The following is a 23,830-nucleotide window of genomic DNA, read 5'->3' on the forward strand; positions in this document are numbered from 1 at the left end:
GGCTAACATAAAAAACGCCGCATCTTTGCGGCGTTTTTTATTCGTCGTTAACGCTGTGGCTTAGCCATTATCAATCACGACGGAGGTCTTACGCAGTACCGGGCAGTTGGTTAACCCAATGATCCCGCTATCCGAATGGAGATACTGCGCCGTGCTGACTCCCTGTGCTGTTAAATACTTACATTGAATGCCTAACCCTGCGGCGTTTTCGGTGCTTCCCACCAGCACGCCATAACCCGTTAAAAGCAGGCCAATCCAGAGTATCGCCAGTGCAACAATTGTACGAATAATTAAGCGCATTATTACCTCTTTATCGTTGTTATCATGACGATAGCCTAAACGGTTTACGTAATGAAACAAGTGCAGGATTCTGAAAAGAGCCTGATGGCGCTACAGTTAGTCCTTGTTTAAGATAACCGTGATAACCTGGTCATATCAGGTCTTTAAACGGAGTGTGGAGTGAAAAAAATACGCTGGGTGATTCTGATTATCGTGCTGATAGCGTGCGTGGTGTTGTGGACGCAGACTATCAACGTGATGTGCGATCAGGATGTACAGTTTTTTAGCGGCGTTTGCGCAATCAATAAGTTTATTCCGTGGTAGCACGCATTTTTTCTTCAGGTGATTTCCTTCCTTCGCGCCAGTGGTAAAATAGACGTTTTTATTGAGGTGGTGAAATGGGTGAGTTACTGAATTCAGGGCTGCTAAATATGGCATCCCTGACGATCTCTTTGGTTGTTCTGCTGGTGGGGCTGGTCATTTGGTTTTTCGTAAACCGTGCCAGTTCACGTACCAACGAGCAGATCGAACTGCTGGAAGCGCTGCTTGAGCAGCAAAAGCGACAGAATGCGCTGTTGCGTCGTCTGTGCGAGGCTAACGAGCCGGAAGAGAAAGAAGTATCAAAAGAAGCGGTCGCTGAAGAGAACAACGATCAAGACGATTTTATTCGCCTGGTGGCTGAACGCTAATCGTATGATTCCGGGAGGTGGCTGTGGTCTGGAAAAATCCCTGGTATGACCCCTCCCTGAAGCATCACACCCCAAACGGTTTTCGTAACACCACTTCTGCAGGACACCAGCCTGGCGATCTTGACCGCTGGCGCAAAGAGCGTAAAGAAGCCGGCTTACCGAAGCCGCCCGCCCTCGGCTACGATGACTTTATCCGGCAGTGGTGGCAACCGGCCGATCTTCAGCAACCGCAGGAGGATGGGGCGTGGTGGCTCGGACATGCGAGCATACTGCTCCAGCTGGACGGCAATATCCTTCTTACCGATCCCGTTTTTTCACGGCGCGCTTCTCCGCTCCCTTTCTTAGGGCCGCAGCGTAGAACGCCTCCGGCACTCTCTGTCGATCAACTGCACCAGCTTGACGCGGTCGTTATCTCGCATAACCATTACGATCATCTTGATGAATTCACCGTTCGCCATATTCTCAAACGCTTTCCCGACGTCAGCGTGTTTGTTCCTTTAGGCCTGGGCGGCTGGTTTCGTCGCCGGGGCGCAAAACAGGTGGTTGAGCTCGACTGGTGGCAGAGTTTTACCTGGCAGGGGATGACATTAACCGCCGTACCGGCGCAGCACTGGAGTATGCGCACGCTCTGGAACCGCAATCGTTCATTATGGTGCGGCTGGGTCTTTGAAGGGCGGCATCACCGGTTCTGGTTTAGTGGCGATACCGGCTATTCGCCCGAGCTGCTGTTGATACCGGAACGTCTGGGGAAAATTGATGCTGCAGCATTGCCCGTTGGCGCCTATGCTCCACGATGGTTTATGGCCGTACACCATATGGATCCTCAGTCTGCCGTTGCGCTGTGGCAGCAGTTAGGTTGCCCTCTGGCATTCCCTGTTCACTGGGGCGTGTTTGAGCTGGCGGATGAAGCGCTGGATGACCCCATAAAAGAATTAACTGACGCGCTGGACAGTGTAGCACCAGTTAATAATACTTTCAGGATACTGAAAATTGGCGAATATTTACCCTTATAAACGAAGCGACAAATTGTTGCATATATAGTGTATGTATTCGGTGCCTGGAAAGTTTTATTTTTATCGAAACGTTTTGCTTGCCTTGTTTTGATGCAGAGTCATAAAAATTTCATTATTTTGGTGCATAACACTGTTTATTACCTGATGCATTTTAATACAGAAGGGTGCGGATTATTAACATCGCTTTTGGCTGAAACAATACGGTCACGTTACAATGATTTAAGCATAAGTTTTCACAATTTGTTCTAACTCAATCAACGCCGAAGATTTCTTTTCCCGTCTGCTGGACGCATTGTAATGATTGAGCTATGTTAAAAAAGTCTTAGATTACAGCGGCTGCGCAAGCAGCGTTGAGTCTGTGTAAGGGAGTATAGCCGTCTGTTTGTGAAGCGCATAATTGTGCAAATCCTTACAGACAGTGTTCGAATTTGTGCGGCGGATCGAGACATGTTTAAAAATGGCTTGCCATATTAAACATAGTGTGTGATAACACGTTTTGGGTCAAACGAGGTACAGTTCTGTTTATGTGTGGCATTTTCAGTAAAGAAGTCCTGAGTAAACACGTTGTCGTTGAATACCGCTTCTCTGCCGAACCTTATATTAGTGCCTCATGCAGTAATGTCTCAGTTTTATCTCAGTTAATGCCTGCGGGCTAAGAAAACACTCTAAGGAATTTTGCAAAATGGCAAAGATTAAAGGTCAAGTTAAGTGGTTCAACGAGTCTAAAGGTTTTGGTTTCATTACTCCTGCTGACGGCAGCAAAGACGTGTTCGTACACTTCTCTGCAATCCAGGGTAACGGCTTCAAAACTCTGGCTGAAGGCCAGAACGTTGAGTTCGAAATTCAGGACGGCCAGAAAGGCCCAGCTGCAGTTAACGTAACTGCTATCTGATCGAACCGCTGCTGACTGGGGCGCACAGCGCTTCACTCTCAGACATAAAGCCTCGCATCATGCGGGGCTTTTTTATTCCCTATCTTTCAAAATATTACTATCTCCCGTCTTGTTAGCAACTTGTTGCAAAGCTGCGAGGTTAGTATCACAGTTTCGCCTCCCAAAACGCATCTTTTCTCGTTAAATCAGAGCGTTGTTTAACAGTCCTGGGGTTCAGGTGAAGAAGAAATTGATATTAACCGCTGGCAATTTCACGCCGGCGCGTTTTGCGCTGCTCTGTTTCGCTATTTTCTGCAGTCTGGCCTTTTTACTTGGCCGCGTTGCCTGGCTACAAATCATCAAACCTGACAATCTGGTAAAGCAGGAAGATATGCGATCCCTCCGTCAGCTGGTGATTGATGCGCCGCGTGGGATGATTATGGATCGTGAAGGGAGACCTCTGGCGGTCAGCGTGCCCGTCCGGGCCGTATGGGCCGATCCTAAAACGGTGCTGGCAAAAGGGGGCGTTGGTTTTGATGAACGCTGGCAGGCCCTGGCGAGCGCGCTGCATCTTTCGTTGAGCGCCCTTTCATCACGGATTAACGCCAACCCCCAGGGCCGCTTCATCTACCTGGCGCGTCAGGTCGATCCTGCTCAGGCGAAGTGGATTGATAAGCTTAATCTGCCGGGGATTAATTTACGCGATGAATCCCGCCGCTTTTACCCGGCAGGCCACGTGGCGGCGAACCTGATTGGCTTTACCAATATTGACGGGCAGGGCATTGAAGGGGTGGAGAAAAGCTTCAATGCGCAGCTGACGGGAAAAGCGGGTATCCGACAGGTCAGGGAGGATCGCTACGGTCGCGTGGTTGAAAACCTGACGGAAGTGGCGCCCACGCCGGCGCATAACATCCAGTTGAGTATTGACGAGCGTCTGCAAACCATTACCGAGGATGCGCTGGACAATGCCGTGGCCTGGAACAAGGCCGAGTCAGGAGCATCGGTGCTGATCAATATCCCCACCGGGGAAATACTCGCTATGGCGAGCTATCCGGATTTCAACCCTAATAACCGGGAAGGCGCGACGATAAATGATTTTCGCAACCGGGCAATCAGCGATACGTTCGAGCCCGGTTCGACCGTCAAGCCGCTGGTGCTGATGACGGCCCTGCAGCAGGGGCTGGTCCAGCCGGACAGCGTCATTGATACCCACCCGTATACCCTTGACGGGCACCGTATCCGCGACGTGGGTTATTATCCTGAACTGACCATGACCGGGATCCTGCAAAAATCAAGCGACACCGGCGTATCCCGGCTCTCGCTGGCGATGCCTGTCCAGCATCTTATTGATACCTATCGAAACTTTGGGTTTGGCACCAACACGGGGCTGGGCTTGACGGGCGAAAGCGCCGGGCTGTTGCCACAGCGAAAATACTGGAGCCAGCTTGACCGTGCGACCTTTGCCTTTGGCTACGGCCTTATGGTCACGCCGCTTCAGCTGGCTCACGTCTACGCGACGATTGGCGGCTTCGGGCTTGAGCGCCCACTCTCCATCACCCGCATCGATCCCCCCGTTATCGGCCACCGCGTCATGCCGGAGGAGATCGCCCATGAAGTGGAGCACATGATGGAGAGCGTCGCGCTGCCCGGCGGCGGGGGCGTTAAGGCCGCCGTTCGCGATTATCGCGTGGCGGTGAAGACCGGGACGGCGAAGAAAATTGATGATAGCGGCAAATATGTCGATAAATACGTCGCCTATACCGCGGGCGTTGCGCCTGCCAGCGACCCGCGTTTCGCCCTGGTGGTGGTGATTAACGATCCTCAAAACGGGGCCTACTACGGCGGGGCGGTTTCCGCGCCGGTCTTCAGCGAAATCATGGGCAACGTGCTGCGCCTGGAGAATATCAAACCCGATGGCCTGCCTGCCGGTTCTGACCACCTCATTGTCATGCGGTAATCCAGCCGTTTTATAGCGGGGCGAATAGCGGTACACTTCGCCCTTTGGTTTATGTTCCGGAGTTGCCATGTCCTTCAGCTGTCCCCTTTGCCACGCGCCCCTGACGCGCTCAGATAAAAGTTATGCCTGTCCGCAGGGACATCAGTTTGATATGGCGAAAGAAGGGTATGTGAATCTTCTTCCGGTGCAGCACAAGCGCTCCCGCGATCCGGGCGATAGCGCAGAGATGATGCAGGCGCGCAGGGCGTTTCTCGATGCCGGGCACTATCTGCCGCTGCGGGAGACGGTGGCGCAGATGCTGGGTGACATGCTGCCTGACTCCGCGTCCGCCATGCTTGATATCGGCTGCGGGGAAGGGTACTACACCGCACGGTTTGCGGATGTGGTGCGTGAGAAGGGAGCCGTAACGTTCGGTCTCGACGTGTCGAAAGTGGCGATCCGCGCGGCGGCTAAACGTTACGCTGGCGTGACGTTCTGCGTGGCATCCAGCCACCGGCTGCCGTTTGAGGATGCCAGTATGGACGCCGTTATCCGCATCTACGCGCCGTGTAAAGCAGACGAGCTGGCGCGCGTGGTGAAGCCCGGAGGCTGGGTGATAACCGTCACGCCGGGCCCGCGTCACCTGATGGAGCTGAAAGGGCTCATTTACGACGAGGTGCGCCTGCATGCCCCACACTCAGAACAGCTGACAGGCTTTACTCTGAAGCAGGAGCGCTCGGTGGCGTATGAAATGAATCTGAACGGGGAAGAAGCGGTAGCCCTGCTGCAGATGACGCCGTTCGCGTGGCGGGCAAAGCCGGAAGTCTGGGATGCGCTAGCGGCGCGAACGACGTTTGGCTGCCAGACGGATTTCAGTATCCACGTCTGGCAGCGCGACGCTTAAGGCGCGAAGTGTGCCCAGAGGATCTGGGCACCAATGCCGATCAGCACAATACCGCCTAAGATCTCGGCGCGTTTACCCAGCAGCGGGCCGATAAACCGCCCGACCATCATGCCCAGCGTGGACATAATCAGCGTTGCACAGCCAATAGCCAGCGCGGTGGCGATAATGTTGACCTGCAGGAACGCCAGGCCCACCCCGACGGCCATGGCGTCCAGGCTGGTGGCGATTGCCGTAGTGACCAGCAGCCAGAAGCCGTGGCGGTGCAGCGGTGCTTCATCTTCATCATCATTCCCGCGAAAACCTTCAATCACCATTCGGCCACCGAGAAACACCAGCAGGACGAAGGCAATCCAGTGGTTCCACTCCAGCACGAACTGGCTGGCGAGCATGCCTAAACCCCAGCCGATGAGCGGCGTCAGCGTTTCGATGGCACCAAAGATCAGACCGGTGCGCAGTGCTTCTGAGAATTTAGGTTTGTGGAGCGTGGCGCCTTTGCCGATGGAAGCCGCAAATGCATCCATGGACATGCCAAAAGCGAGAAGGATCGTAGCGGAGATGTTCATAAGAGCGTCCAGACCGGGGATATCCATATGACACATCACTGCCCCCAGTAAACAGCAGTTGATGTATCTATGGTCTCGCCTGATCCCTTTTGCACGGTAAGCATGCTGAAAGCGATCCGTACGCGCCACGTTTTTCAACGAGTATGTTGACACGTACATTTCCTGCGTGCAGGAAATCGGCTACTCCCCAATGACGGGCGCAACCTTAACATATTTTGAGAATATAAAACAACAACGAGAAAGGCTTAATTTATTCGCTTGTTTGATAACGATTTTCATTTAGGTTTATGCGTGAAAATATCGTTAATAAATATAAGTGAAAGAGGGGGGGAGATATAGCAACGGCTATATTCTTTGTGAAAGAATATCACAATATATAGCCGAGGTTATAATAATAACTCATTGAGTTTTAACGAGTAATTTGTATATTTTCTCAAGGTCATCAATATTTTTGACCCGAATGAGTAGGCGGCGTTGTTCTAATTGCATCACTAACACGCCGTCTTCGGATAAATTCATCTCTTTAATGCGGTTATATTCTATCCATACGTTGGCGAAGAAGAATCCGTGTTTTTTAAAAATGAGCTTTGGCGAGCGGATCCAGAACAGGTAAATCGCCATTAATGCCAGCGCACATAATAACCATGTGGTTAATATTGCACCGTGGCTGGTCACGTTATTGTAAATCAGAATGACCACCAGGCCGGCGAAGATAAACGCATCAATGCGCCCTCGGCGCAAGAGGGGAAGGGTCAGCAGCGTCTCGCCGTGGCGGCGAGGCATAATGAACTCGTCGTAGATGGCATAAGCCAGAAGGGCAACAATAAACAAAACCAGTACGATGTCCGTAACAGTCATTCATCCTCCAGATAAAAAGACCGGGGGCAAGCCCCCGGTCGATAACGCAAAGTCTTACAGGCCCAGCAGGCCGACAGCGTAACCCGCGATACCGATGACGAAGAAGCCAACGATGATCCACAGCGGGTTCACTTTCTTACGCAGCAGCCACATACAGGCGAAGGTCAACAGCAGCGGCACCAGGCCAGGCATCAGCTGGTCCAGAATCGTCTGCACGGTGGTGACGCGGGTCTGACCATCCTGACCGGTGATGGTCGAAACCACCAGCGGGATGTTCACGTGCGTCCACTTGTTAACCAGCGCCCCCATCACAAACAGGCCGAGAATTGACGCCCCCTCGGTCAGTTTCTGCAGGAAGCCGCCGCCCATATCCTTAACGATGTCCACGCCCTTACGGTAGCCGTAGGCCACGCCGTAGTAACGGGTCAGCAGACGCACCGCGTTGAACAGGATAAAGAACAGCAGAGGCCCGAGCAGGCTGCCGCTCATCGCGATCCCGGCACCCAGCGCCGCGAAGACCGGACGAACGGTACCCCAGAAGATAGGGTCGCCCACGCCGGCCAGCGGACCCATCAGACCGACTTTGATACCGTTGATGGCACCATCGTCAATCTCCGCGCCGTTTGCACGCTGCTCTTCCATCGCCAGCGTCACGCCCAGAACTGGAGCCGCGACGTAAGGATGGGTGTTGAAGAATTCCAGGTGACGCTTAATCGCCTGACGGCGCGCCTCGTTGTTTTCCGGATACAGGCGTTTGATCGCCGGTACCATGGAGAAGCAGAAGCCCAGCGCCTGCATACGTTCGAAGTTCCATGAACCCTGAAACAGGTTAGAACGGATGAACACGCCACGAATATCACCCGGAGTGAGTTTTTTCTCGGTGGTAGTTTTTGTCATATCAACCATTTCGCTCACCTGTTAGTCCAGTTCGTTATCGAGATCGTTGTTACCAGCAGCCTGCGCTGGGGCACCCGCAACGCGGTTGTATTTCGGGCTGAGCTGGATGTAGAGAATCGCCATCACGGCACCAATCACGCCCAGAGCAACCAGGTTGAAGTTGGTGAATGCAGCGGTGACGAAGCCGAGGTAGAAGAACGGCATCAGGTAGCCTGCGCGCATCATGTTGATGACCATCGCGTAACCCACCACGACGATCATACCGCCCGCGATGTTCAGACCGCTGGTGACCACTTCAGGGATCGCGTTCAGCATGCCCTGAACTTCACTGGTGCCGACAGAGATCGCAACGATAACCGCCGGGATTGCGATACGCATCGCCTGCAGGAACAGGGACGACACGTGGATCCAGGAGAGCGCCGTGAGGTTGCCGTTTTCGGCCGCCTTATCCGCCGCGTGCTGGAAGGCCACGGTGATAGTACGAACGATGATGGTCAGCACCTGGCCTGCTGCGGCCAGAGGAATGGCCAGGGCGATACCTGCACCGATACTCTGATGACCGGCAATAACCAGAACGGTTGAGATGATAGAGGCCAGTGCGGCATCTGGCGCAACGGCTGCACCGATGTTCATCCAGCCCAGGGCGATCATTTCCAGCGTACCCCCGATGATGATACCGGTTTTCATATCACCCAGAACGGCACCAATCAACGTACAGGCCACCAGAGGGCGGTGGAACTGAAATTCATCAAGTACGGATTCCATACCCGCAATACACGCGACGATGAACACCAGCACAATCTGAAGAGTGGTAATCTCCATTGTACTTCTCCTATAACATAAGCTTTATGTGAAAAACCGGCGCGGGCTTATTTCCCAACTTTACCGATCAAATCCATCATTTTCAGTTTCTGGTCAGTGGAAACCTTACGGGCTTCCAGCTCAATACCGCGGGCATTCAGCTTGTTGAACGCCTCGATATCTTTCGCATCGACTGAAATCGCGTTGTTGACCTGCGTTTTGCCCTGACGGAAAGCCATACCGCCGATGTTCACGGAGGTGATTTTCACGCCGCCTTCAACAATGCGCTCGACGTCTGTCGGGTTCGTAAACAGGAGCATCACGCGTTCACCCGCATATTTCGGGTTGTTGTAAACGCGGATCATCTTGGCGACATCCACCACGTGCGCGGTAACGCCCGGTGGTGCAACCTGAGTCAGAAGGGTTTTACGGACAGTGTCGGCGGCCACTTCGTCACTGACCACGATGATACGTTGTACGTTGGTCTCTTTGGTCCAGCGTGTCGCAACCTGTCCGTGAATCAGACGGTCATCAATACGCGCCAGACCGATGACCATGTAATCGTTCGGTCCCATCGGTTTTGCCGGTGCCGCTGCTTTCGGTGCAGCCGGGGCAGGGGCGGGTTTTTCAACCGGCTGAGCTTTCAGGGCTTTCACCCCTTCGCGACCGGTTTCAACGGCCAGCGCGACCAGCTCATCGAAGCTCGGGTTGTCGTCGCGCGCCATAAAGGTTTCCACCAGCATAGGAATGTTAACCCCGGCGACGACTTCATAATGCTCTTTATCGACGACAATACGGCTGGCAGCATTAAACGGACTGCCGCCCCATGTATCGACGAGAAACAGCACGCCTTTGCTGGTATCCAGCTTCGCGAGTTGAGCGTTGTACTTCTCAATCAGCGTCTCGGCATTTTCACCGGGAACGAAATCGATCCAGCCGACGTTTTCCTGCTCGCCCAACAGCATCTCTGCCGTTTTGAGTAGCTGCTCAGCAGCCCAACCATGTGTGCCTATGACAATAGCAATGGTCACTTGCTACCTCCTTTTATTATCATTAATACGCCTGCCGGACAGACGTACTGAGAATCGTATTGGCGAACCGAATCGATTCAGATAAGGGTTAGAGTTAAAAAAACTAAGACTTCCGCGAATTATTTTAGACAGTGAAAAAATAATTTATGTGATGAAGATCCGTAATTTAGCTTTCCCGATCGAGAAAATTCTCAACACAAATTTAGTCTTATTACGTTTTTGCAAATGAACGTAAATCTTTGCTTAAAACCTATTGTCTCTGATATGTTTAGCCTCCGTTTACTTGTTCAGGAGTATAGGGCTACAGCCCACTATATGGACCGTCACCGACGTCAGTCATCTACCAGGCCATTCCGCGCCTTTTTCACCGGCGAACCACGCCACGTATCGACTCTGTCTGCCTCTTATTTGCCCACGTTGAGCGGGGCACCGTTTTGTCATTCCTTTAGCAGGAGCTTGTCATGGAATTCTTAATGGACCCGTCAATCTGGGTGGGACTGCTCACGCTGGTCGTACTGGAGATCGTTCTCGGTATTGATAACCTGGTGTTTATCGCCATCCTCGCGGACAAGCTCCCGCCAAAACAGCGTGATAAAGCACGTTTGATTGGCCTGTCGCTGGCGTTGATCATGCGACTGGGCTTGCTGTCCGTGATCTCGTGGATGGTCACGCTGACCAAACCGCTCTTCTCCGTGATGGACTACACCTTCTCCGGGCGTGATTTGATCATGCTGATCGGGGGGATATTCCTGCTGTTCAAAGCGACAACAGAGCTGCATGAACGGCTGGAGAACCGGCAGCACGATGATGGGCACGGTAAGGGCTACGCCAGCTTCTGGGTCGTGGTGCTGCAAATCGTGGTGCTGGATGCGGTCTTCTCGCTGGATGCGGTCATTACCGCGGTCGGTATGGTGAACCACCTGCCGGTGATGATGGCGGCTGTGGTCATTGCCATGGCGGTGATGCTGCTGGCCTCGAAACCGCTGACGCGCTTCGTCAACCAGCATCCAACGGTGGTTGTGCTCTGTCTGAGCTTCCTGCTGATGATTGGTCTGAGCCTGGTGGCGGAAGGTTTCGGCTTCCATATTCCGAAAGGCTACCTGTACGCCGCGATTGGTTTCTCGATTCTGATCGAACTGTTCAACCAGATTGCGCGCCGTAACTTTATTAAGCAGCAGTCAAATCAGCCGCTGCGCGCCCGCACGGCGGACGCCATTCTGCGCCTGATGGGCGGGCGTCGCCAGGTGAACGTCCAGTCTGATTCCGAAAACCGTAACCCGGTGCCGGTCCCGGAAGGGGCGTTTGTGGAAGAAGAACGCTACATGATTAACGGCGTGCTCTCCCTGGCCTCCCGCTCGCTGCGCGGCATTATGACGCCGCGCGGGGAAATTAGCTGGGTCGATGCGAACCTGAGCGTTGATGAAATTCGTCAGCAATTGCTCTCATCTCCGCACAGTCTGTTCCCGGTATGCCGCGGTGAGCTGGATGAAATCATTGGCGTCGTGCGGGCGAAAGAGATGCTGGTGGCGCTGGAAGAGGGCGTCAACGTGGAGGCCATCGCAGCTTCGTCGCCCGCGATTGTCGTGCCGGAAACGCTGGATCCGATCAACCTGCTGGGCGTATTGCGTCGCGCGCGCGGTAGCTTTGTTATCGTCACCAACGAGTTTGGTGTGGTACAGGGTCTGGTGACGCCGCTGGACGTGCTTGAAGCGATTGCCGGTGAATTCCCGGATGAAGACGAAACGCCTGAGATTGTGGCCGACGGCGAAGGCTGGCTGGTCAAAGGTGCGACCGACCTGCACGCGCTCTCGCATACGCTGGGGTTGGAAAACGTGGTTAACGATGAAGAAGACATCGCAACCGTGGCGGGGCTGGTTATCGCCGTAAACGGTCAGATCCCGCGCGTCGGGGATGTGATCGAGCTTCCTCCATTGCACATCACTATCGTTGAAGCTAACGACTACCGCGTCGATCTGGTCCGCATTGTTAAAGAACAGTCTGCACGCGACGAAGATGAATAAGTCTGCTTAACGGGTACGATGTGCCCGTTACGATCTTCTGGCGGGGAAGATTTTCCCGCCAGCCATTGAGGCGTTACTACCGCGCCTGCTTCTCTCTCAACCCGTTCGCTATTTAGCCGCAGCCATATGCCAGGCCGAGCGCGAGCAGCCGCGACCGTAAAAAGTGTAGTGGGGAAAGAAGAAGGAGACGAGAATGAAGGGAGAAATTCGCCCATCCGTTGCGGATGGGCGAAAGAGGGGATTAGTCGCACTGCACCTTAATGGCCAGACCGCCGCGCGAGGTCTCACGGTACTTCGCGTTCATGTCTTTGCCGGTTTCGTACATGGTTTCGATAACCTTATCCAGCGACACGCGTGGTTCGCTGGTACGGCGCATCGCCATGCGCGAGGCGTTAATCGCTTTGACGGAGGCAATCGCGTTACGCTCAATGCACGGCACCTGCACCTGGCCTGCGACCGGGTCACAGGTCAGACCGAGGTTATGTTCCATGCCAATTTCCGCCGCCACGCAAACCTGCTCAGGGCTTGCGCCCAGCAGCTCGGCCAGACCGGCCGCCGCCATGGAGCAGGCCACGCCCACTTCGCCCTGACAGCCCACTTCAGCGCCTGAAATAGACGCGTTCATCTTGTACAGCGCGCCGATAGCGCCTGCCGCGAGGAAATAGCGGATATAGATATCCGGCGTCACGGGCTCGATAAAGTGATCGTAGTAGGCCAGCACCGCCGGTACGATCCCGCACGCGCCGTTGGTTGGCGCAGTCACGACGCGCCCCCCCGCGGCGTTCTCTTCGTTAACCGCCAGGGCAAACATGTTGACCCAGTCGACCACGTTCATCGGGTCGTTAGAGAATTTGTCCGTGGTCACCAGCATACGGCGCAGGGCAGAGGCACGACGCGGCACGCGCAGTGGCCCAGGCAGCACGCCTTCGGTGTTCATCCCGCGATCGATACAGGCGCGCATGGTTTGCCACACGTTGGCAAAATAGTCTTCGATCTCTTTTTTGCTGTGCAGCGCCAGCTCGTTCTGCATCACCATGCCGGACAGCGACAGGCCGGTTTCTTTGCAGTAGCCCAGCATCTCGGTGGCCGATTTGAACGGATAGGGCACGTTCACGTCGCCCGCGCTCTCTTTACCGAAATGCTCTTCGTCAACGATGAAGCCACCGCCGATGGAGTAGTATGTTTTGCTGTAGATCTCTTTTTCGCCGCTCCAGGCGTGGATAGTCATGCCGTTTTCATGCAGCGGCAGGTTGTCGCTGCGAAAACGCATGCCGTCATCCTGCGGGAAATCCACTTCGTGCTGACCGTTAGCCAGCAGCAGGCGACCGCGCGCTTCCACGTCGCGGATGAATGCCGGGATGGCATCAATATCAACAGTGTCCGGCATATTGCCCGCCAGACCCATAATAATGGCGATATCGGTGTGGTGGCCTTTACCCGTTAATGACAGTGAACCGTAAACGTCTACGGCAACACGGGTAACGCTTTCCAGTAATCCTTTTTCGACCAGATCATCGACGAACTGTTTACCGGCCTTCATCGGCCCTACAGTGTGGGAAGAAGAAGGACCAATCCCCACTTTGAACATGTCGAATATACTAATCACTTTCACACTCCTGACAGGGTTACCGGGGTTCCAGTAACGATGTTATAACTGCGCATAGTGTAAGAGGGAACACCAACCTCGGCTTAACTATTCACATGAATTAAACTAATGGTTAACGATGGGTTTTGCTAATAGCGCGACACGGATCGCAAACCTGCAAAAAAGGCTGGAATGTAAAGTATAGTCAAGGCTTCAGGCCGATTTGTAGCGCCAGTTCACGAATGATGCCCGCGGTCATGCCCCAGACAAAATAATGCTGATACCAGGACAACCACACCCGATGGTCATGCCCCCGGCGATGGATATCCAGCGGATGATAGCGGCTTAGCCGGAGCGCCTCTTCGAGCGGCATCTCAAACACCGCTGAGACTTCATCGACGCTGGCGTGATATTGAAGATTGGGGGGAATAATGCCGACCACCGGCGTGACCTGAAAGCCGGTCACGCTGTCGACCGGCGGCAGCACGCCGATGACCTCGACCCTTTCAGGCGGGATTGCCACCTCCTCCTGCGCCTCCCGCAGCGCGGCGGCAATCAGCGACGCGTCGGTGCTGTCCACCGCGCCTCCCGGGAAGGCCACCTGACCGGCGTGTTTTCGCATATGCGGCGAGCGCTGCGTAAGCAGCAGGCCGGGCTGTTCCCGACGCACCACCGGGATCAGCACCGCCGCCTGACGTTGGTTCAGCGAGGCGCGGTTGACCTGCGGCCGCAGCAGCTGAAAGCGCGACAGAAAATCATCCAGCGTCAGGTTCTCTTTCTCCACCGTTAGTTCTCCAGTTGCTTCAGGATGCGGTTCACCTTATCAAAGGTTTCCTGATATTCCGCCTCGACCTGGCTGTCCGCCACAATGCCGCCGCCCGCAGAACAGTACAGATTGCCGCCGCAGGCCGTCAGCGTGCGAATGGTAATGCTGGTATCCATGGTGCCGCACAGGCTGATATAGCCGATGCTGCCGCACCAGGCGTTGCGGCGGTGCGGTTCCAGTTCGTCGATGATTTCCATGGCACGAATTTTTGGCGCGCCGGTGATGGAGCCGCCCGGGAACGCGGCGCGGAGCAGATCGCAGGCGGTGCGAGAGGCGGGCAGGCGCGCGGTAATGGTGCTGACCAGATGATGTACCGCCGGGAAAGGCTCGACGACGAACAGTTCCGGCACGCGCACGCTGCCTGGTTCGGCGACCCGGCCAATATCATTACGCATCAGGTCGACAATCATCAGGTTTTCGGCACGATCCTTCGGTGACGCGGCGAGTTTCTCCGCCTGCCGGCGATCGGCGTCGGGGTCCGCCAGGCGCGGTAATGTGCCTTTAATCGGGCGGGTCTGAATCGTACCTTCCGCCAGATGGATAAAACGCTCCGGCGACAGGCTCAGTATTGCTCCCTGTTCCAGGCGTACGAACGCGCTGAACGGCGCCCTGTTGCTGGCATTCAGACGGGTAAACGCCTGCCACTCGTCTCCCTGGTATGCTGCCTGGAAGCGCTGGGCAAGGTTGACCTGATAGCAGTCGCCGCTTTGCAGATACGCCTGAACGCGCGCGAATTTTTCCGCGTATTCCGGCGCGGTCATGTTCGAGCGCCAGCCGGAGGTCAGGGTAAACGTCTCAGCTGGGGCAGGATGCTGCGCCTCAAGCCAGGCCAGACGGGCCTGCACGCCTCCATGGCTCAGCAGGGAGACCGTTTTTTTCTGGTGGTCCACAATCAACGCCCAGTCGTACAGCCCCACGGCCATGTCCGGCAGGGAAATATCAGCCTGCGCATGCTCGGGCAGCGTCTCGAACCGGCGGCCCAAATCGTAGCCAAACAGGCCCAGCGCGCCGCCCTGGAAGGGCAGGTCCGGGTTCGGCGTAGCGGATAAGCCCAGGGCGTTGATTTCCTGCTGAAGCTGCATCAGCGGATCGTCCGTCGGCAGCAGATCGTCGGTCGTCAGCGTCTTCAGCGGATCGGCCACCACAATATCGAAGCGGCTGTAGGGGTGATCCGCATGGCCGGAGTGCAGCAGCATGGCAAAGGGAAGATGGCTCAGTCGGGCAAACCAGAACTCAGCGGCGTCAGCGCGCCAGGGTAAGGTAACAACAGTGGGGAAGCGCATGTTCATGTATGGCATACTACCGGGCAGCGTGAAATAATTAGCGCGAATAATTTAGCAGGAGTTGACGATGTTTGCAGGTTTACCTTCTCTGAGCCATGAACAGCAGCAGAAAGCGGTTGAGCGAATTCAGGAACTGATGTCCCAGGGGATGAGCAGCGGACAGGCGATTTCCCAGGTGGCGGAGGAGCTGCGCGCCACCCATACCGGCGAGCGGATCGTGGCGCGTTTTGAGGATGAAGATGAAGAGTAATCGGGCTTAAACCGCCGCGATAATCTTGATCTCAACCTTGTATTCCGGTTTCATCAGCGTGGCCTGTACGGTGCAGCGTACAGGCGCGTGACCCGCCACCACCCACGCATCCCAGGCTTTGTTCATCGCCGCGAAATCGTCTTTGTTTGCCAGGAAAATGGTCGCATCCAGAATGCGGGATTTATCGCTGCCCTGTTTTTCCAGCACGGCATCAATCTGCGCCAGGGTATTCGCCGTCTGCTCGAACGCATCCGCGTCCAGATTTGACGGTACACCCGTGTAATACAGCGTTTGGTTATGGATCACCACATCAGACCAGCGGGCTTCGGCATCAATGCGCACAATTGTCATAAACGTATCCTCGTTATTTTCGTCGTCAGGCGGCAAGACTGCCATATTGTTCCGCTGTCGTCACTATTTGGGGTGGCACAGGAGAGGATGGGCTGACATAATCCCTGTGCAAAAATACAGTGAGAGAGCAACGTGGCAGACGATTTTTCCCCTGAAGGTCAATTAGCGCAGGCGATCCCCGGCTTCAAGCCTCGTGAGCCTCAGCGACAGATGGCGCACGCCGTTGCCCGCGCCATTGATAAGGCCCAGCCGCTGGTGGTTGAAGCCGGAACCGGCACGGGTAAGACCTATGCTTACCTTGCACCGGCGCTGCGGGCGAAAAAGAAGGTGATTATTTCCACCGGATCGAAAGCGCTGCAGGATCAGCTCTACAGCCGCGATCTGCCTACCGTCGCAAAAGCGCTGAAATACAAAGGACGCCTGGCGCTGCTGAAAGGGCGATCGAACTACCTTTGCCTGGAGCGACTCGAACAGCAGGCGCTGGCGGGCGGCGATCTGCCGGTACAAACCCTGAGCGACGTCATTATCCTGCGCGCCTGGGCGAACCAGACCGAAGAGGGCGATATCAGCACGTGCGCGAGCGTGCCGGAAGACTCCCCGGCCTGGCCGCTGGTGACCAGCACTAACGACAACTGCCTCGGCAGCGACTGCCCGCTGTATAAAGACTGTTTTGTGGTGAAAGCGCGTAAAACCGCGATGGACGCAGACGTGGTAGTGGTGAACCACCACCTGTTCCTCGCGGACATGGTGGTTAAGGACAGCGGTTTCGGCGAGCTGATCCCGGAGGCGGATGTGATGATCTTCGATGAAGCCCATCAGCTGCCGGATATCGCCAGCCAGTATTTCGGCCAGTCGCTCTCCAGCCGCCAGCTTCAGGATCTGGCAAAAGATTTCACCATTGCCTACCGGACCGAACTCAAAGATACCCAGCAGCTGCAGAAGTGCGCCGACCGCCTGGCGCAAAGCGCGCAGGATTTCCGCTTGCAGCTTGGCGAGCCGGGCTATCGCGGCAACCTGCGCGAACTGCTGGCGGACAAAAATATCCAGCGCGCGCTGCTGCTGCTCGATGATGCCCTGGAACTCTGCTACGACGTGGCGAAGCTGTCCCTCGGACGCTCCGCGCTGCTTGACGCCGCCTTCGAGCGCGCCACGCTCTATCGCGGGCGGCTGAAACGGCTAAAAGAGATCAATCAGCCGGGGTACAGCTACTGGTATGAATGCACCTCCCGCCACTTTACCCTGGCGCTCACGCCGCTGACGGTGGCCGATAAATTCAAAGAAGTGATGGCGCAGAAGCCGGGAAGTTGGATCTTTACCTCCGCAACCCTGTCGGTAAATGACGATCTGCACCACTTCACCGAGCGCCTCGGCATTGAGCAGGCGGAATCACTGCTGCTGCCCAGCCCGTTTGACTACGAAAAGCAGGCGCTGCTGTGCGTGCCGCGCAATCTCCCGCTGCCGAACCAGCCGGGGGCGGCGCGGCATCTCGCGGCGATGCTCAAGCCGATGATTGAGGCCAACAACGGGCGCTGCTTTATGCTCTGCACCTCGCACGCCATGATGCGCGACCTCGCCGAGCAGTTTCGCGCCACCATGACCCTGCCGGTGCTGCTGCAGGGGGAAACCAGCAAAGGGCAGCTGCTCCAGCAGTTTGTCAGCGCCGGTAACGCCCTGCTGGTGGCGACCAGCAGCTTCTGGGAAGGGGTGGACGTGCGCGGCGACACGCTCTCGCTGGTGATCATCGATAAGCTGCCGTTCACGTCGCCGGACGATCCGCTGCTCAAGGCGCGTATGGAAGACTGCCGCCTGCGCGGGGGCGATCCGTTTGACGAGGTTCAGCTACCGGATGCGGTCATTACCCTGAAGCAGGGGGTAGGGCGCCTGATCCGCGACGTCACCGATCGCGGCGTGCTGGTCATTTGTGATAACCGGCTGGTCATGCGTCCTTACGGCGCAACCTTCCTCGCCAGCCTGCCGCCCGCCCCGCGTACGCGGGACATTAAACGCGCGGTGCGTTTCCTGGCAAACCCAACGGCGGAGTAATTCGCCCCGGAGTGTGCTAAGATGCGCGCCATTTTGTGACTGACCCTTGCGAGAGCGCGACGACTGATGCGAATTCTGGCTATTGATACCGCGACAGAGGCTTGCTCTGTTGCTCTGTTAAACGACGGTGCTGTTTCTGCTCATTTCGAAGAGTGCCCACGGGAACACACCCAGCGTATTCTGCCCCTGGTAAAAGCCATTTTAACCCAGGGCAACACCACCTTAACCGACCTCGACGCGCTGGCCTTTGGCCGCGGTCCCGGCAGCTTTACGGGCGTGCGCATTGGGATTGGCATCGCGCAGGGGCTGGCGCTGGGCGCTGACCTGCCGATGATCGGCGTCTCTACGCTTGCCACGATGGCCGAGGGAGCCTGGCGCATGACGGGCGCGACCCGCGTGCTGGCCGCTATTGACGCTCGCATGGGTGAAGTTTACTGGGCGGAATATACCCGCGATGAAAACGGCATCTGGCACGGCGAAGAGACGGAAGCGGTGCTTAAGCCTGAAGCCGTTACTGAACGCCTGAAGCAGCTGTCCGGCGAGTGGGCTACGGTCGGCACGGGCTGGCCGGCGTGGCCAGAGATGGCGAACGGCACCGGCGTGACGCTGGTGGACGGCAACATGCTCCTGCCTGCGGCGGAAGATATGCTCCCGATTGCCCGTCAGCTGCTTGCAGCAGGAAAAACCGTTGCCGTTGAACATGCGGAGCCGGTTTATTTGCGAAACACCGTCGCGTGGAAGAAACTTCCGGGCCGCGAGTGAATCTCAGTAACAGGAACTGAGAAAAAGGAGTCGCATCATGGCGGTTCAGACTAAAGTAGTACGCCTTTTTATGGCAGGCGCGGTTGCCATAGCACTGAGCGGTTGCGTAACCGTACCTGATGCGATCAAGGGCAGCAGCCCGACGCCACAGCAGGATCTGGTTCGGGTGATGAACGCGCCCGAGCTTTACGTCGGCCAGGAAGCGCGCTTCGGTGGCAAAGTGATCGACGTGCAGAACCAGCAGGGGAAAACCCGTCTGGAAATTGCCACGGTACCGCTCGACAGCGGCGCGCGTCCCGTACTCGGTGAAGCCTCTCGCGGGCGCATCTATGCCGAGGTTAGTGGCTTCCTCGACCCGGTCGATTTTCGCGGACAGCTGGTAACCGTTGTCGGGCCGATCACCGGTTCGGTGCAGGGCAAAATCGGCAACACGCCGTACAAGTTTATGACCATGCAGGTGAACGGCTATAAGCGCTGGCGTATCGCCCAGCAGGTGGTGATGCCGCCTCAGCCAATCGATCCGTGGATGTGGGGTCCACATCCTTATCGTTACGGTTATCCGGGATGGGGCTGGTATAATCCGGGCCCTGCGCAGGTTCAAACGATCGTAACTGAGTAACTTACTGTTATTATTAGGAAAGAGACAGCGGCTCAGCCGCTGTCTCTGTTTTTTTACGGATAAAACGAAAAAAAAGAGTGACGCGCTTCGCAACCTGCAATCTGAACAATTAATAAACTGGTACGCTGAGTTAATATAATGTTAACAAACTGTTTATTATCGGGGCTGTGATGACGACGAACACTCATTTCAGAGGTGATGCATTGCAAAAGGTTTGGCTTAACCGTTATCCCGCAGATGTGCCTGCGGAGATCAATCCTGACCGTTATCAATCCCTGGTGGAATTATTTGAGCACTCGGTAAGACGTTATGCAGATCAGCCCGCGTTTGTGAATATGGGCGAGGTGATGACGTTCCGTAAGCTTGAGGAACGTAGCCGGGCGTTTGCGGCTTATCTGCAGGAAGGGCTGGGGCTGCAAAAAGGGGATCGCGTCGCGCTGATGATGCCGAACCTGCTGCAATACCCGGTGGCGCTGTTCGGCATCCTGCGTGCCGGGATGATTGTCGTCAACGTCAACCCGCTTTACACGCCGCGCGAGCTGGAACATCAGCTGAACGACAGCGGCGCGGTGGCGATTGTCATTGTTTCCAACTTTGCCCACACGCTGGAAAAGGTGGTCGATAAGACCCAGGTGAAGCACGTCATCCTGACGCGCATGGGCGATCAGCTTTCCACCGCCAAAGGGACGTTGGTTAACTTTGTCGTTAAATACGTCAAACGTCTGGTACCCAAATACCACCTGCCGGATGCCATCTCCTTTCGCCGCGCGCTGCATGCGGGCTATCGCATGCAGTACGTCAAGCCGGAAGTGGTCTCAGAGGATCTGGCCTTCCTGCAATACACGGGCGGCACCACCGGCGTGGCCAAAGGGGCGATGCTGACCCACCGCAACATGCTGGCGAACCTTGAGCAGGTCAATGCCACCTACGGGCCGCTGCTCCATCCGGGTAAAGAGCTGGTGATCACCGCGCTGCCGCTGTATCACATCTTCGCGCTGACCATGAACTGCCTGCTATTTATTGAGCTTGGCGGGCAAAACGTATTGATCACCAACCCGCGCGATATCCCGGGGCTGGTGAAAGAGCTGGCAAAATACCCGTTCACCGCCATGACCGGGGTGAACACCCTGTTTAACGCGCTGCTCAACAACAAAGAGTTCCAGCAGCTCGATTTCTCCACGCTGCATCTCTCCGCGGGCGGCGGCATGCCGGTCCAGCAGGCGGTGGCCGAGCGCTGGGTGAAGCTAACCGGGCAATATCTGCTTGAAGGCTACGGCCTGACGGAGTGTGCGCCGCTGGTGAGCGTCAACCCGCATGACATCGACTACCACAGCGGCAGCATCGGTCTGCCGGTGCCGTCCACGGAAGCAAAGCTGGTGGATGATGAGGGTAACGAAGTACCGCACGGTGAGCCGGGCGAGCTGTGCGTCAGAGGGCCGCAGGTGATGCTGGGTTACTGGCAGCGCCCTGATGCGACCGACGAAATCCTCAAAGACGGCTGGCTGTACACCGGCGATATTGCGGTGATGGATGACGAAGGCTTCCTGCGCATCGTCGATCGCAAAAAAGATATGATTCTGGTCTCCGGCTTCAACGTCTATCCGAACGAAATCGAAGACGTGGTGATGCAGCACAGCGGCGTGCTGGAAGTGGCGGCGGTGGGCGTTCCTTCCGGCAGCAGCGGTGAAGCGGTGAAGATATTTGTGGTCAAGAAAGATCCTTCTCTTACCGAGGAAGCGCTGATAACGTTTTGTCGCCGTCACCTGACGGGCTATAAAGTGCCGAAGCTGGTGGAATTCCGCACTGAGCTGCCGAAATCCAACGTCGGGAAGATATTACGACGAGAATTACGTGACGAAGCCCGTGCCAAAGTAGACAATAAGGCCTGAGCTTCACGTTAATCGCCCAGACGCCGGTTAAGCCGGCGTTTTTTATGGGCGCAAACAAAAGAGAATCCGATTTGAATTACCAGATGATCACGACCAACGACGAGCTGGCTTCGCTGTGCGAAGTGACGCGCGACTTTCCTGCCATCGCTCTGGATACCGAGTTTGTCCGTACTCGCACCTATTATCCACAGCTGGGTTTGATACAGATGTACGACGGTAAGCACGTCTCGCTGATCGACCCGCTCGGCATTACCGACTGGGCGCCGATGCGTGACCTGCTGCTGGATACTGCGGTAACGAAATACCTGCACGCGGGCAGTGAAGATCTGGAAGTCTTTCTGAACACCTTTGGCATCATGCCTCAGCCGCTGATTGATACGCAGATCCTCGCGGCGTTCAGCGGTCGTCCGCTGTCGTGGGGCTTTGCCGCCATGGTGGAGGAGTATACGGGCCTGACGCTGGATAAAAGCGAATCCCGTACCGACTGGCTGGCGCGCCCGCTTACCGGGCGTCAGCTGGAATATGCGGCGGCAGACGTGTTTTACCTGCTGCCGATTGCCGGACAGCTGATGAAAGAGGCGGAGGCCTCCGGCTGGCTGTCTGCCGCGCTGGACGAGTGCCGTATGACGCAGCAGCGTCGCCAGGAAGTGGTTGATCCGAAAGAGGCCTGGCGCGATATCAGCAACGCCTGGCAGCTGCGTACGCGTCAGCTGGCCTGCCTGCAGCTGTTAGCCGACTGGCGCTTACGCAAAGCGCGCGAACGCGATTTGGCCGTTAACTTTGTGGTTCGCGAAGAGCATCTCTGGGCGGTCGCGCGCTATATGCCGGGCAGCCTGGGCGAACTGGACAGCATCGGGCTTTCGGGGAGCGAGATCCGCTTCCACGGTAAAACCCTGCTGGCGCTGGTCGCCAAAGCGCAGGCGCTGCCGGAAGAGGCGCTGCCTGAGCCGCTGCTGAATCTAATGGATATGCCGGGCTATCGCAAGGCTTTCAAGGACATCAAAGCGCTGGTGCAGGACGCCGCAACGGAAAGCAAGCTGAGTGCAGAACTGCTGGCGTCACGCAGGCAGATTAACCAGCTGCTGAACTGGCACTGGAAGCTGAAACCGCAGAATGGCGTGCCGGAACTGATGGCGGGCTGGCGCGGGGAATTGATGGCCGATCGCCTGAATACCTTGCTGGAAGGTTATCCGCGATAAAAATATGCCGGGCGATATACCCGGCATATTCCCCCGGTGGCGCTACGTCAGCCGGGGCGACGAACCACAACCGAATTAACGCGACTCTTCCGCTTCCGGAAGCGTTACGTTCAGCTCCAGAATCGAAATATCCCCGTCTTTTTGCTCCAGCTGCACCGTCACCATCTCCGGGTCAATCTGCACGTACTTACAGATCACTTCCAGGATGTCCTTGCGCAGCTGCGGCAGGTAGTGAGGCTCGGCGTCGCTACGACGACGCTCCGCAACGATAATTTGCAGACGTTCTTTTGCGATGTTGGCGGTGTTCTTTTTCCGCGAGAGAAAAAAGTCCAGTAATGCCATAACTTATCCTCCGAACAGGCGTTTGAGGAAACCTTTCTTCTCTTCTTCAATGAAGCGGAAAGGACGTTCTTCTCCCAGCAGACGGTCAACGGTATCGGCGTAAGCTTTACCTGCATCTGCCATTGTATCCAGGATCACGGGCTCGCCCTGGTTAGACGCGCGCAGCACGGACTGATCTTCCGGGATGACGCCAACCAGTTTAATGCGCAGGATCTCCAGCACGTCTTCCATGCTCAGCATGTCACCTTTGTTTACGCGACCAGGGTTGTAACGGGTCAGCAGCAGGTGCTCTTTAATCGGATCTTCGCCATTTTCCGCACGACGGGATTTGGAGGCGAGGATGCCGAGAATACGGTCTGAGTCACGCACGGAGGAGACTTCAGGGTTGGTGGTGATGATCGCTTCGTCAGCGAAGTAGAGCGCCATCAGGGCACCGGTTTCGATGCCGGCAGGGGAGTCGCAGACAATGAAGTCGAACTCCATTTTTTTCAGCTCGTCGAGCACCTTTTCTACCCCTTCACGGGTCAGAGCGTCTTTGTCACGCGTCTGAGAGGCCGGGAGGATATAGAGGTTCTCGGTGCGCTTGTCTTTAATCAGCGCCTGGTTCAGCGTGGCATCGCCCTGAATGACGTTCACGAAGTCATACACGACGCGACGCTCACATCCCATGATGAGGTCGAGGTTACGCAGACCGATATCGAAGTCGATAACGACGGTTTTCTTTCCCTTCTGGGCCAAACCAGTAGCGATGGCCGCGCTGGAGGTGGTCTTGCCAACGCCTCCTTTACCCGAAGTAACAACAATAATGCGTGCCATAG

26 protein-coding genes, 1 pseudogene and 1 riboswitch are annotated in these 23,830 nt (G+C 56.0%); of the genes and pseudogenes, 15 read left to right on the forward strand and 12 right to left on the reverse strand.

Going from position 1 to position 23,830, the window contains the following annotated elements:
* Positions 1 to 60: 60 nt before the first annotated feature.
* Positions 61 to 300 carry a YobH family protein gene (locus UTO39_RS01025; protein WP_041909477.1) on the reverse strand — a complete coding sequence of 80 codons (240 nt, stop codon included), beginning with the start codon at positions 298 to 300 and terminating at the stop codon, positions 61 to 63.
* Between the two features lie 159 nt (positions 301 to 459).
* Between UTO39_RS01025 and mgrB the strand changes: the two genes are divergently transcribed.
* The 7 genes and pseudogenes from mgrB (at position 460) to rlmA (ending at position 5,692) form a co-directional block, all read left to right on the forward strand.
* Positions 460 to 603, forward strand: coding sequence for a PhoP/PhoQ regulator MgrB (mgrB, locus tag UTO39_RS01030; protein ID WP_006175995.1), 144 nt, complete (start codon positions 460 to 462; stop codon positions 601 to 603).
* Positions 604 to 677: 74 nt separating this feature from the next.
* The gene (locus UTO39_RS01035) at positions 678 to 968 is read left to right on the forward strand and encodes a YebO family protein (protein ID WP_061097897.1); all 291 of its coding nucleotides are present in this window, start codon (positions 678 to 680) and stop codon (positions 966 to 968) included.
* Positions 969 to 991: 23 nt separating this feature from the next.
* On the forward strand, positions 992 to 1,981 hold the full coding sequence (locus UTO39_RS01040; protein ID WP_320726217.1) for an MBL fold metallo-hydrolase: 990 nt from the start codon (positions 992 to 994) through the stop codon (positions 1,979 to 1,981).
* A 524-nt stretch (positions 1,982 to 2,505) separates the two neighbouring features.
* Positions 2,506 to 2,650 (forward strand): annotated as a pseudogene (locus tag UTO39_RS01045) (DUF2627 domain-containing protein).
* Between the two features lie 13 nt (positions 2,651 to 2,663).
* Positions 2,664 to 2,873, forward strand: a complete 210-nt coding sequence (gene cspE, locus UTO39_RS01050; protein WP_001062678.1) for a transcription antiterminator/RNA stability regulator CspE — start codon at positions 2,664 to 2,666, stop codon at positions 2,871 to 2,873.
* A 217-nt stretch (positions 2,874 to 3,090) separates the two neighbouring features.
* The gene (gene ftsI, locus UTO39_RS01055; protein ID WP_320726218.1) at positions 3,091 to 4,809 is read left to right on the forward strand and encodes a peptidoglycan glycosyltransferase FtsI; all 1,719 of its coding nucleotides are present in this window, start codon (positions 3,091 to 3,093) and stop codon (positions 4,807 to 4,809) included.
* A gap of 67 nt (positions 4,810 to 4,876) precedes the next feature.
* Entirely contained in the window at positions 4,877 to 5,692 is an 816-nt protein-coding gene (gene rlmA / locus UTO39_RS01060; protein WP_320726219.1) for a 23S rRNA (guanine(745)-N(1))-methyltransferase, read from the forward strand.
* On the opposite strand, the gene mntP is transcribed toward rlmA, so the two are convergent.
* The 5 genes from mntP to manX all read right to left on the reverse strand — a co-directional run bounded on the left by mntP (position 5,689) and on the right by manX (position 9,842).
* The gene (gene mntP / locus UTO39_RS01065; protein WP_061099650.1) at positions 5,689 to 6,255 is read right to left on the reverse strand and encodes a manganese efflux pump MntP; all 567 of its coding nucleotides are present in this window, start codon (positions 6,253 to 6,255) and stop codon (positions 5,689 to 5,691) included. The genes rlmA and mntP overlap by 4 nt on opposite strands.
* A gap of 10 nt (positions 6,256 to 6,265) precedes the next feature.
* A riboswitch (yybP-ykoY riboswitch) is annotated at positions 6,266 to 6,456 on the reverse strand.
* A 198-nt stretch (positions 6,457 to 6,654) separates the two neighbouring features.
* Positions 6,655 to 7,113, reverse strand: coding sequence for a DUF986 family protein (locus UTO39_RS01070; RefSeq protein ID WP_061097901.1), 459 nt, complete (start codon positions 7,111 to 7,113; stop codon positions 6,655 to 6,657).
* Between the two features lie 54 nt (positions 7,114 to 7,167).
* On the reverse strand, positions 7,168 to 8,019 hold the full coding sequence (locus UTO39_RS01075; RefSeq protein WP_006810994.1) for a PTS mannose transporter subunit IID: 852 nt from the start codon (positions 8,017 to 8,019) through the stop codon (positions 7,168 to 7,170).
* Between the two features lie 12 nt (positions 8,020 to 8,031).
* Positions 8,032 to 8,832, reverse strand: a complete 801-nt coding sequence (gene manY, locus UTO39_RS01080; protein WP_003859914.1) for a PTS mannose transporter subunit IIC — start codon at positions 8,830 to 8,832, stop codon at positions 8,032 to 8,034.
* A gap of 47 nt (positions 8,833 to 8,879) precedes the next feature.
* Positions 8,880 to 9,842, reverse strand: coding sequence for a PTS mannose transporter subunit IIAB (manX, locus tag UTO39_RS01085; protein WP_320726220.1), 963 nt, complete (start codon positions 9,840 to 9,842; stop codon positions 8,880 to 8,882).
* 315 nt (positions 9,843 to 10,157) lie between these two features.
* Between manX and UTO39_RS22305 the strand changes: the two genes are divergently transcribed.
* Both UTO39_RS22305 and yoaE read left to right on the forward strand, forming a co-directional pair.
* A complete protein-coding gene (locus tag UTO39_RS22305; protein ID WP_374208903.1) occupies positions 10,158 to 10,316 on the forward strand; it encodes a protein YoaL in 159 nt (52 codons plus the stop codon).
* Entirely contained in the window at positions 10,304 to 11,863 is a 1,560-nt protein-coding gene (gene yoaE / locus UTO39_RS01090) for a CNNM family cation transport protein YoaE (protein ID WP_320726221.1), read from the forward strand. Before UTO39_RS22305 ends, yoaE begins: the two co-directional genes overlap by 13 nt.
* Before the next feature lie 241 nt (positions 11,864 to 12,104).
* Here the strand turns inward: yoaE and sdaA are convergent, their stop codons facing one another.
* The 3 genes from sdaA to pabB form a co-directional block, all read right to left on the reverse strand.
* The gene (sdaA, locus tag UTO39_RS01095; protein ID WP_028013531.1) at positions 12,105 to 13,469 is read right to left on the reverse strand and encodes an L-serine ammonia-lyase; all 1,365 of its coding nucleotides are present in this window, start codon (positions 13,467 to 13,469) and stop codon (positions 12,105 to 12,107) included.
* A 184-nt stretch (positions 13,470 to 13,653) separates the two neighbouring features.
* Complete coding sequence (locus UTO39_RS01100) at positions 13,654 to 14,232, reverse strand: CoA pyrophosphatase (protein ID WP_061097904.1); 579 nt, start codon at positions 14,230 to 14,232, stop codon at positions 13,654 to 13,656.
* A gap of 2 nt (positions 14,233 to 14,234) precedes the next feature.
* A complete protein-coding gene (gene pabB, locus UTO39_RS01105) occupies positions 14,235 to 15,563 on the reverse strand; it encodes an aminodeoxychorismate synthase component 1 (protein WP_320726648.1) in 1,329 nt (442 codons plus the stop codon).
* Positions 15,564 to 15,624: 61 nt separating this feature from the next.
* On the opposite strand from pabB, the gene UTO39_RS01110 reads away from it, so the two are divergent.
* Positions 15,625 to 15,807, forward strand: a complete 183-nt coding sequence (locus tag UTO39_RS01110) for a YoaH family protein (RefSeq protein WP_008500497.1) — start codon at positions 15,625 to 15,627, stop codon at positions 15,805 to 15,807.
* 6 nt (positions 15,808 to 15,813) lie between these two features.
* On the opposite strand, the gene UTO39_RS01115 is transcribed toward UTO39_RS01110, so the two are convergent.
* Complete coding sequence (locus UTO39_RS01115) at positions 15,814 to 16,158, reverse strand: RidA family protein (protein WP_028013528.1); 345 nt, start codon at positions 16,156 to 16,158, stop codon at positions 15,814 to 15,816.
* Positions 16,159 to 16,290: 132 nt separating this feature from the next.
* Between UTO39_RS01115 and UTO39_RS01120 the strand changes: the two genes are divergently transcribed.
* The 5 genes from UTO39_RS01120 to rnd all read left to right on the forward strand — a co-directional run bounded on the left by UTO39_RS01120 (position 16,291) and on the right by rnd (position 22,670).
* The gene (locus UTO39_RS01120; protein ID WP_023293935.1) at positions 16,291 to 18,201 is read left to right on the forward strand and encodes an ATP-dependent DNA helicase; all 1,911 of its coding nucleotides are present in this window, start codon (positions 16,291 to 16,293) and stop codon (positions 18,199 to 18,201) included.
* A 66-nt stretch (positions 18,202 to 18,267) separates the two neighbouring features.
* Positions 18,268 to 18,963 (forward strand): tRNA (adenosine(37)-N6)-threonylcarbamoyltransferase complex dimerization subunit type 1 TsaB, encoded by a 696-nt coding sequence (tsaB, locus tag UTO39_RS01125; protein ID WP_061097906.1) that lies wholly within the window; start codon positions 18,268 to 18,270, stop codon positions 18,961 to 18,963.
* A gap of 37 nt (positions 18,964 to 19,000) precedes the next feature.
* Complete coding sequence (locus tag UTO39_RS01130) at positions 19,001 to 19,582, forward strand: Slp family lipoprotein (protein WP_320726222.1); 582 nt, start codon at positions 19,001 to 19,003, stop codon at positions 19,580 to 19,582.
* A 203-nt stretch (positions 19,583 to 19,785) separates the two neighbouring features.
* On the forward strand, positions 19,786 to 21,471 hold the full coding sequence (gene fadD / locus UTO39_RS01135) for a long-chain-fatty-acid--CoA ligase FadD (RefSeq protein ID WP_320726223.1): 1,686 nt from the start codon (positions 19,786 to 19,788) through the stop codon (positions 21,469 to 21,471).
* 83 nt (positions 21,472 to 21,554) lie between these two features.
* Positions 21,555 to 22,670, forward strand: coding sequence for a ribonuclease D (gene rnd, locus UTO39_RS01140; RefSeq protein WP_320726649.1), 1,116 nt, complete (start codon positions 21,555 to 21,557; stop codon positions 22,668 to 22,670).
* A 75-nt stretch (positions 22,671 to 22,745) separates the two neighbouring features.
* On the opposite strand, the gene minE is transcribed toward rnd, so the two are convergent.
* Together minE and minD are read right to left on the reverse strand one after the other, a co-directional pair.
* Positions 22,746 to 23,012, reverse strand: a complete 267-nt coding sequence (gene minE, locus UTO39_RS01145) for a cell division topological specificity factor MinE (RefSeq protein ID WP_024909868.1) — start codon at positions 23,010 to 23,012, stop codon at positions 22,746 to 22,748.
* Positions 23,013 to 23,015: 3 nt separating this feature from the next.
* On the reverse strand, positions 23,016 to 23,828 hold the full coding sequence (minD, locus tag UTO39_RS01150; protein WP_008500505.1) for a septum site-determining protein MinD: 813 nt from the start codon (positions 23,826 to 23,828) through the stop codon (positions 23,016 to 23,018).
* Between the last annotated feature and the right edge of the window lie 2 nt (positions 23,829 to 23,830).

This window comes from Enterobacter sp. 118C5, assembly GCF_034107645.1.
GTDB lineage: Bacteria > Pseudomonadota > Gammaproteobacteria > Enterobacterales > Enterobacteriaceae > Enterobacter > Enterobacter nematophilus.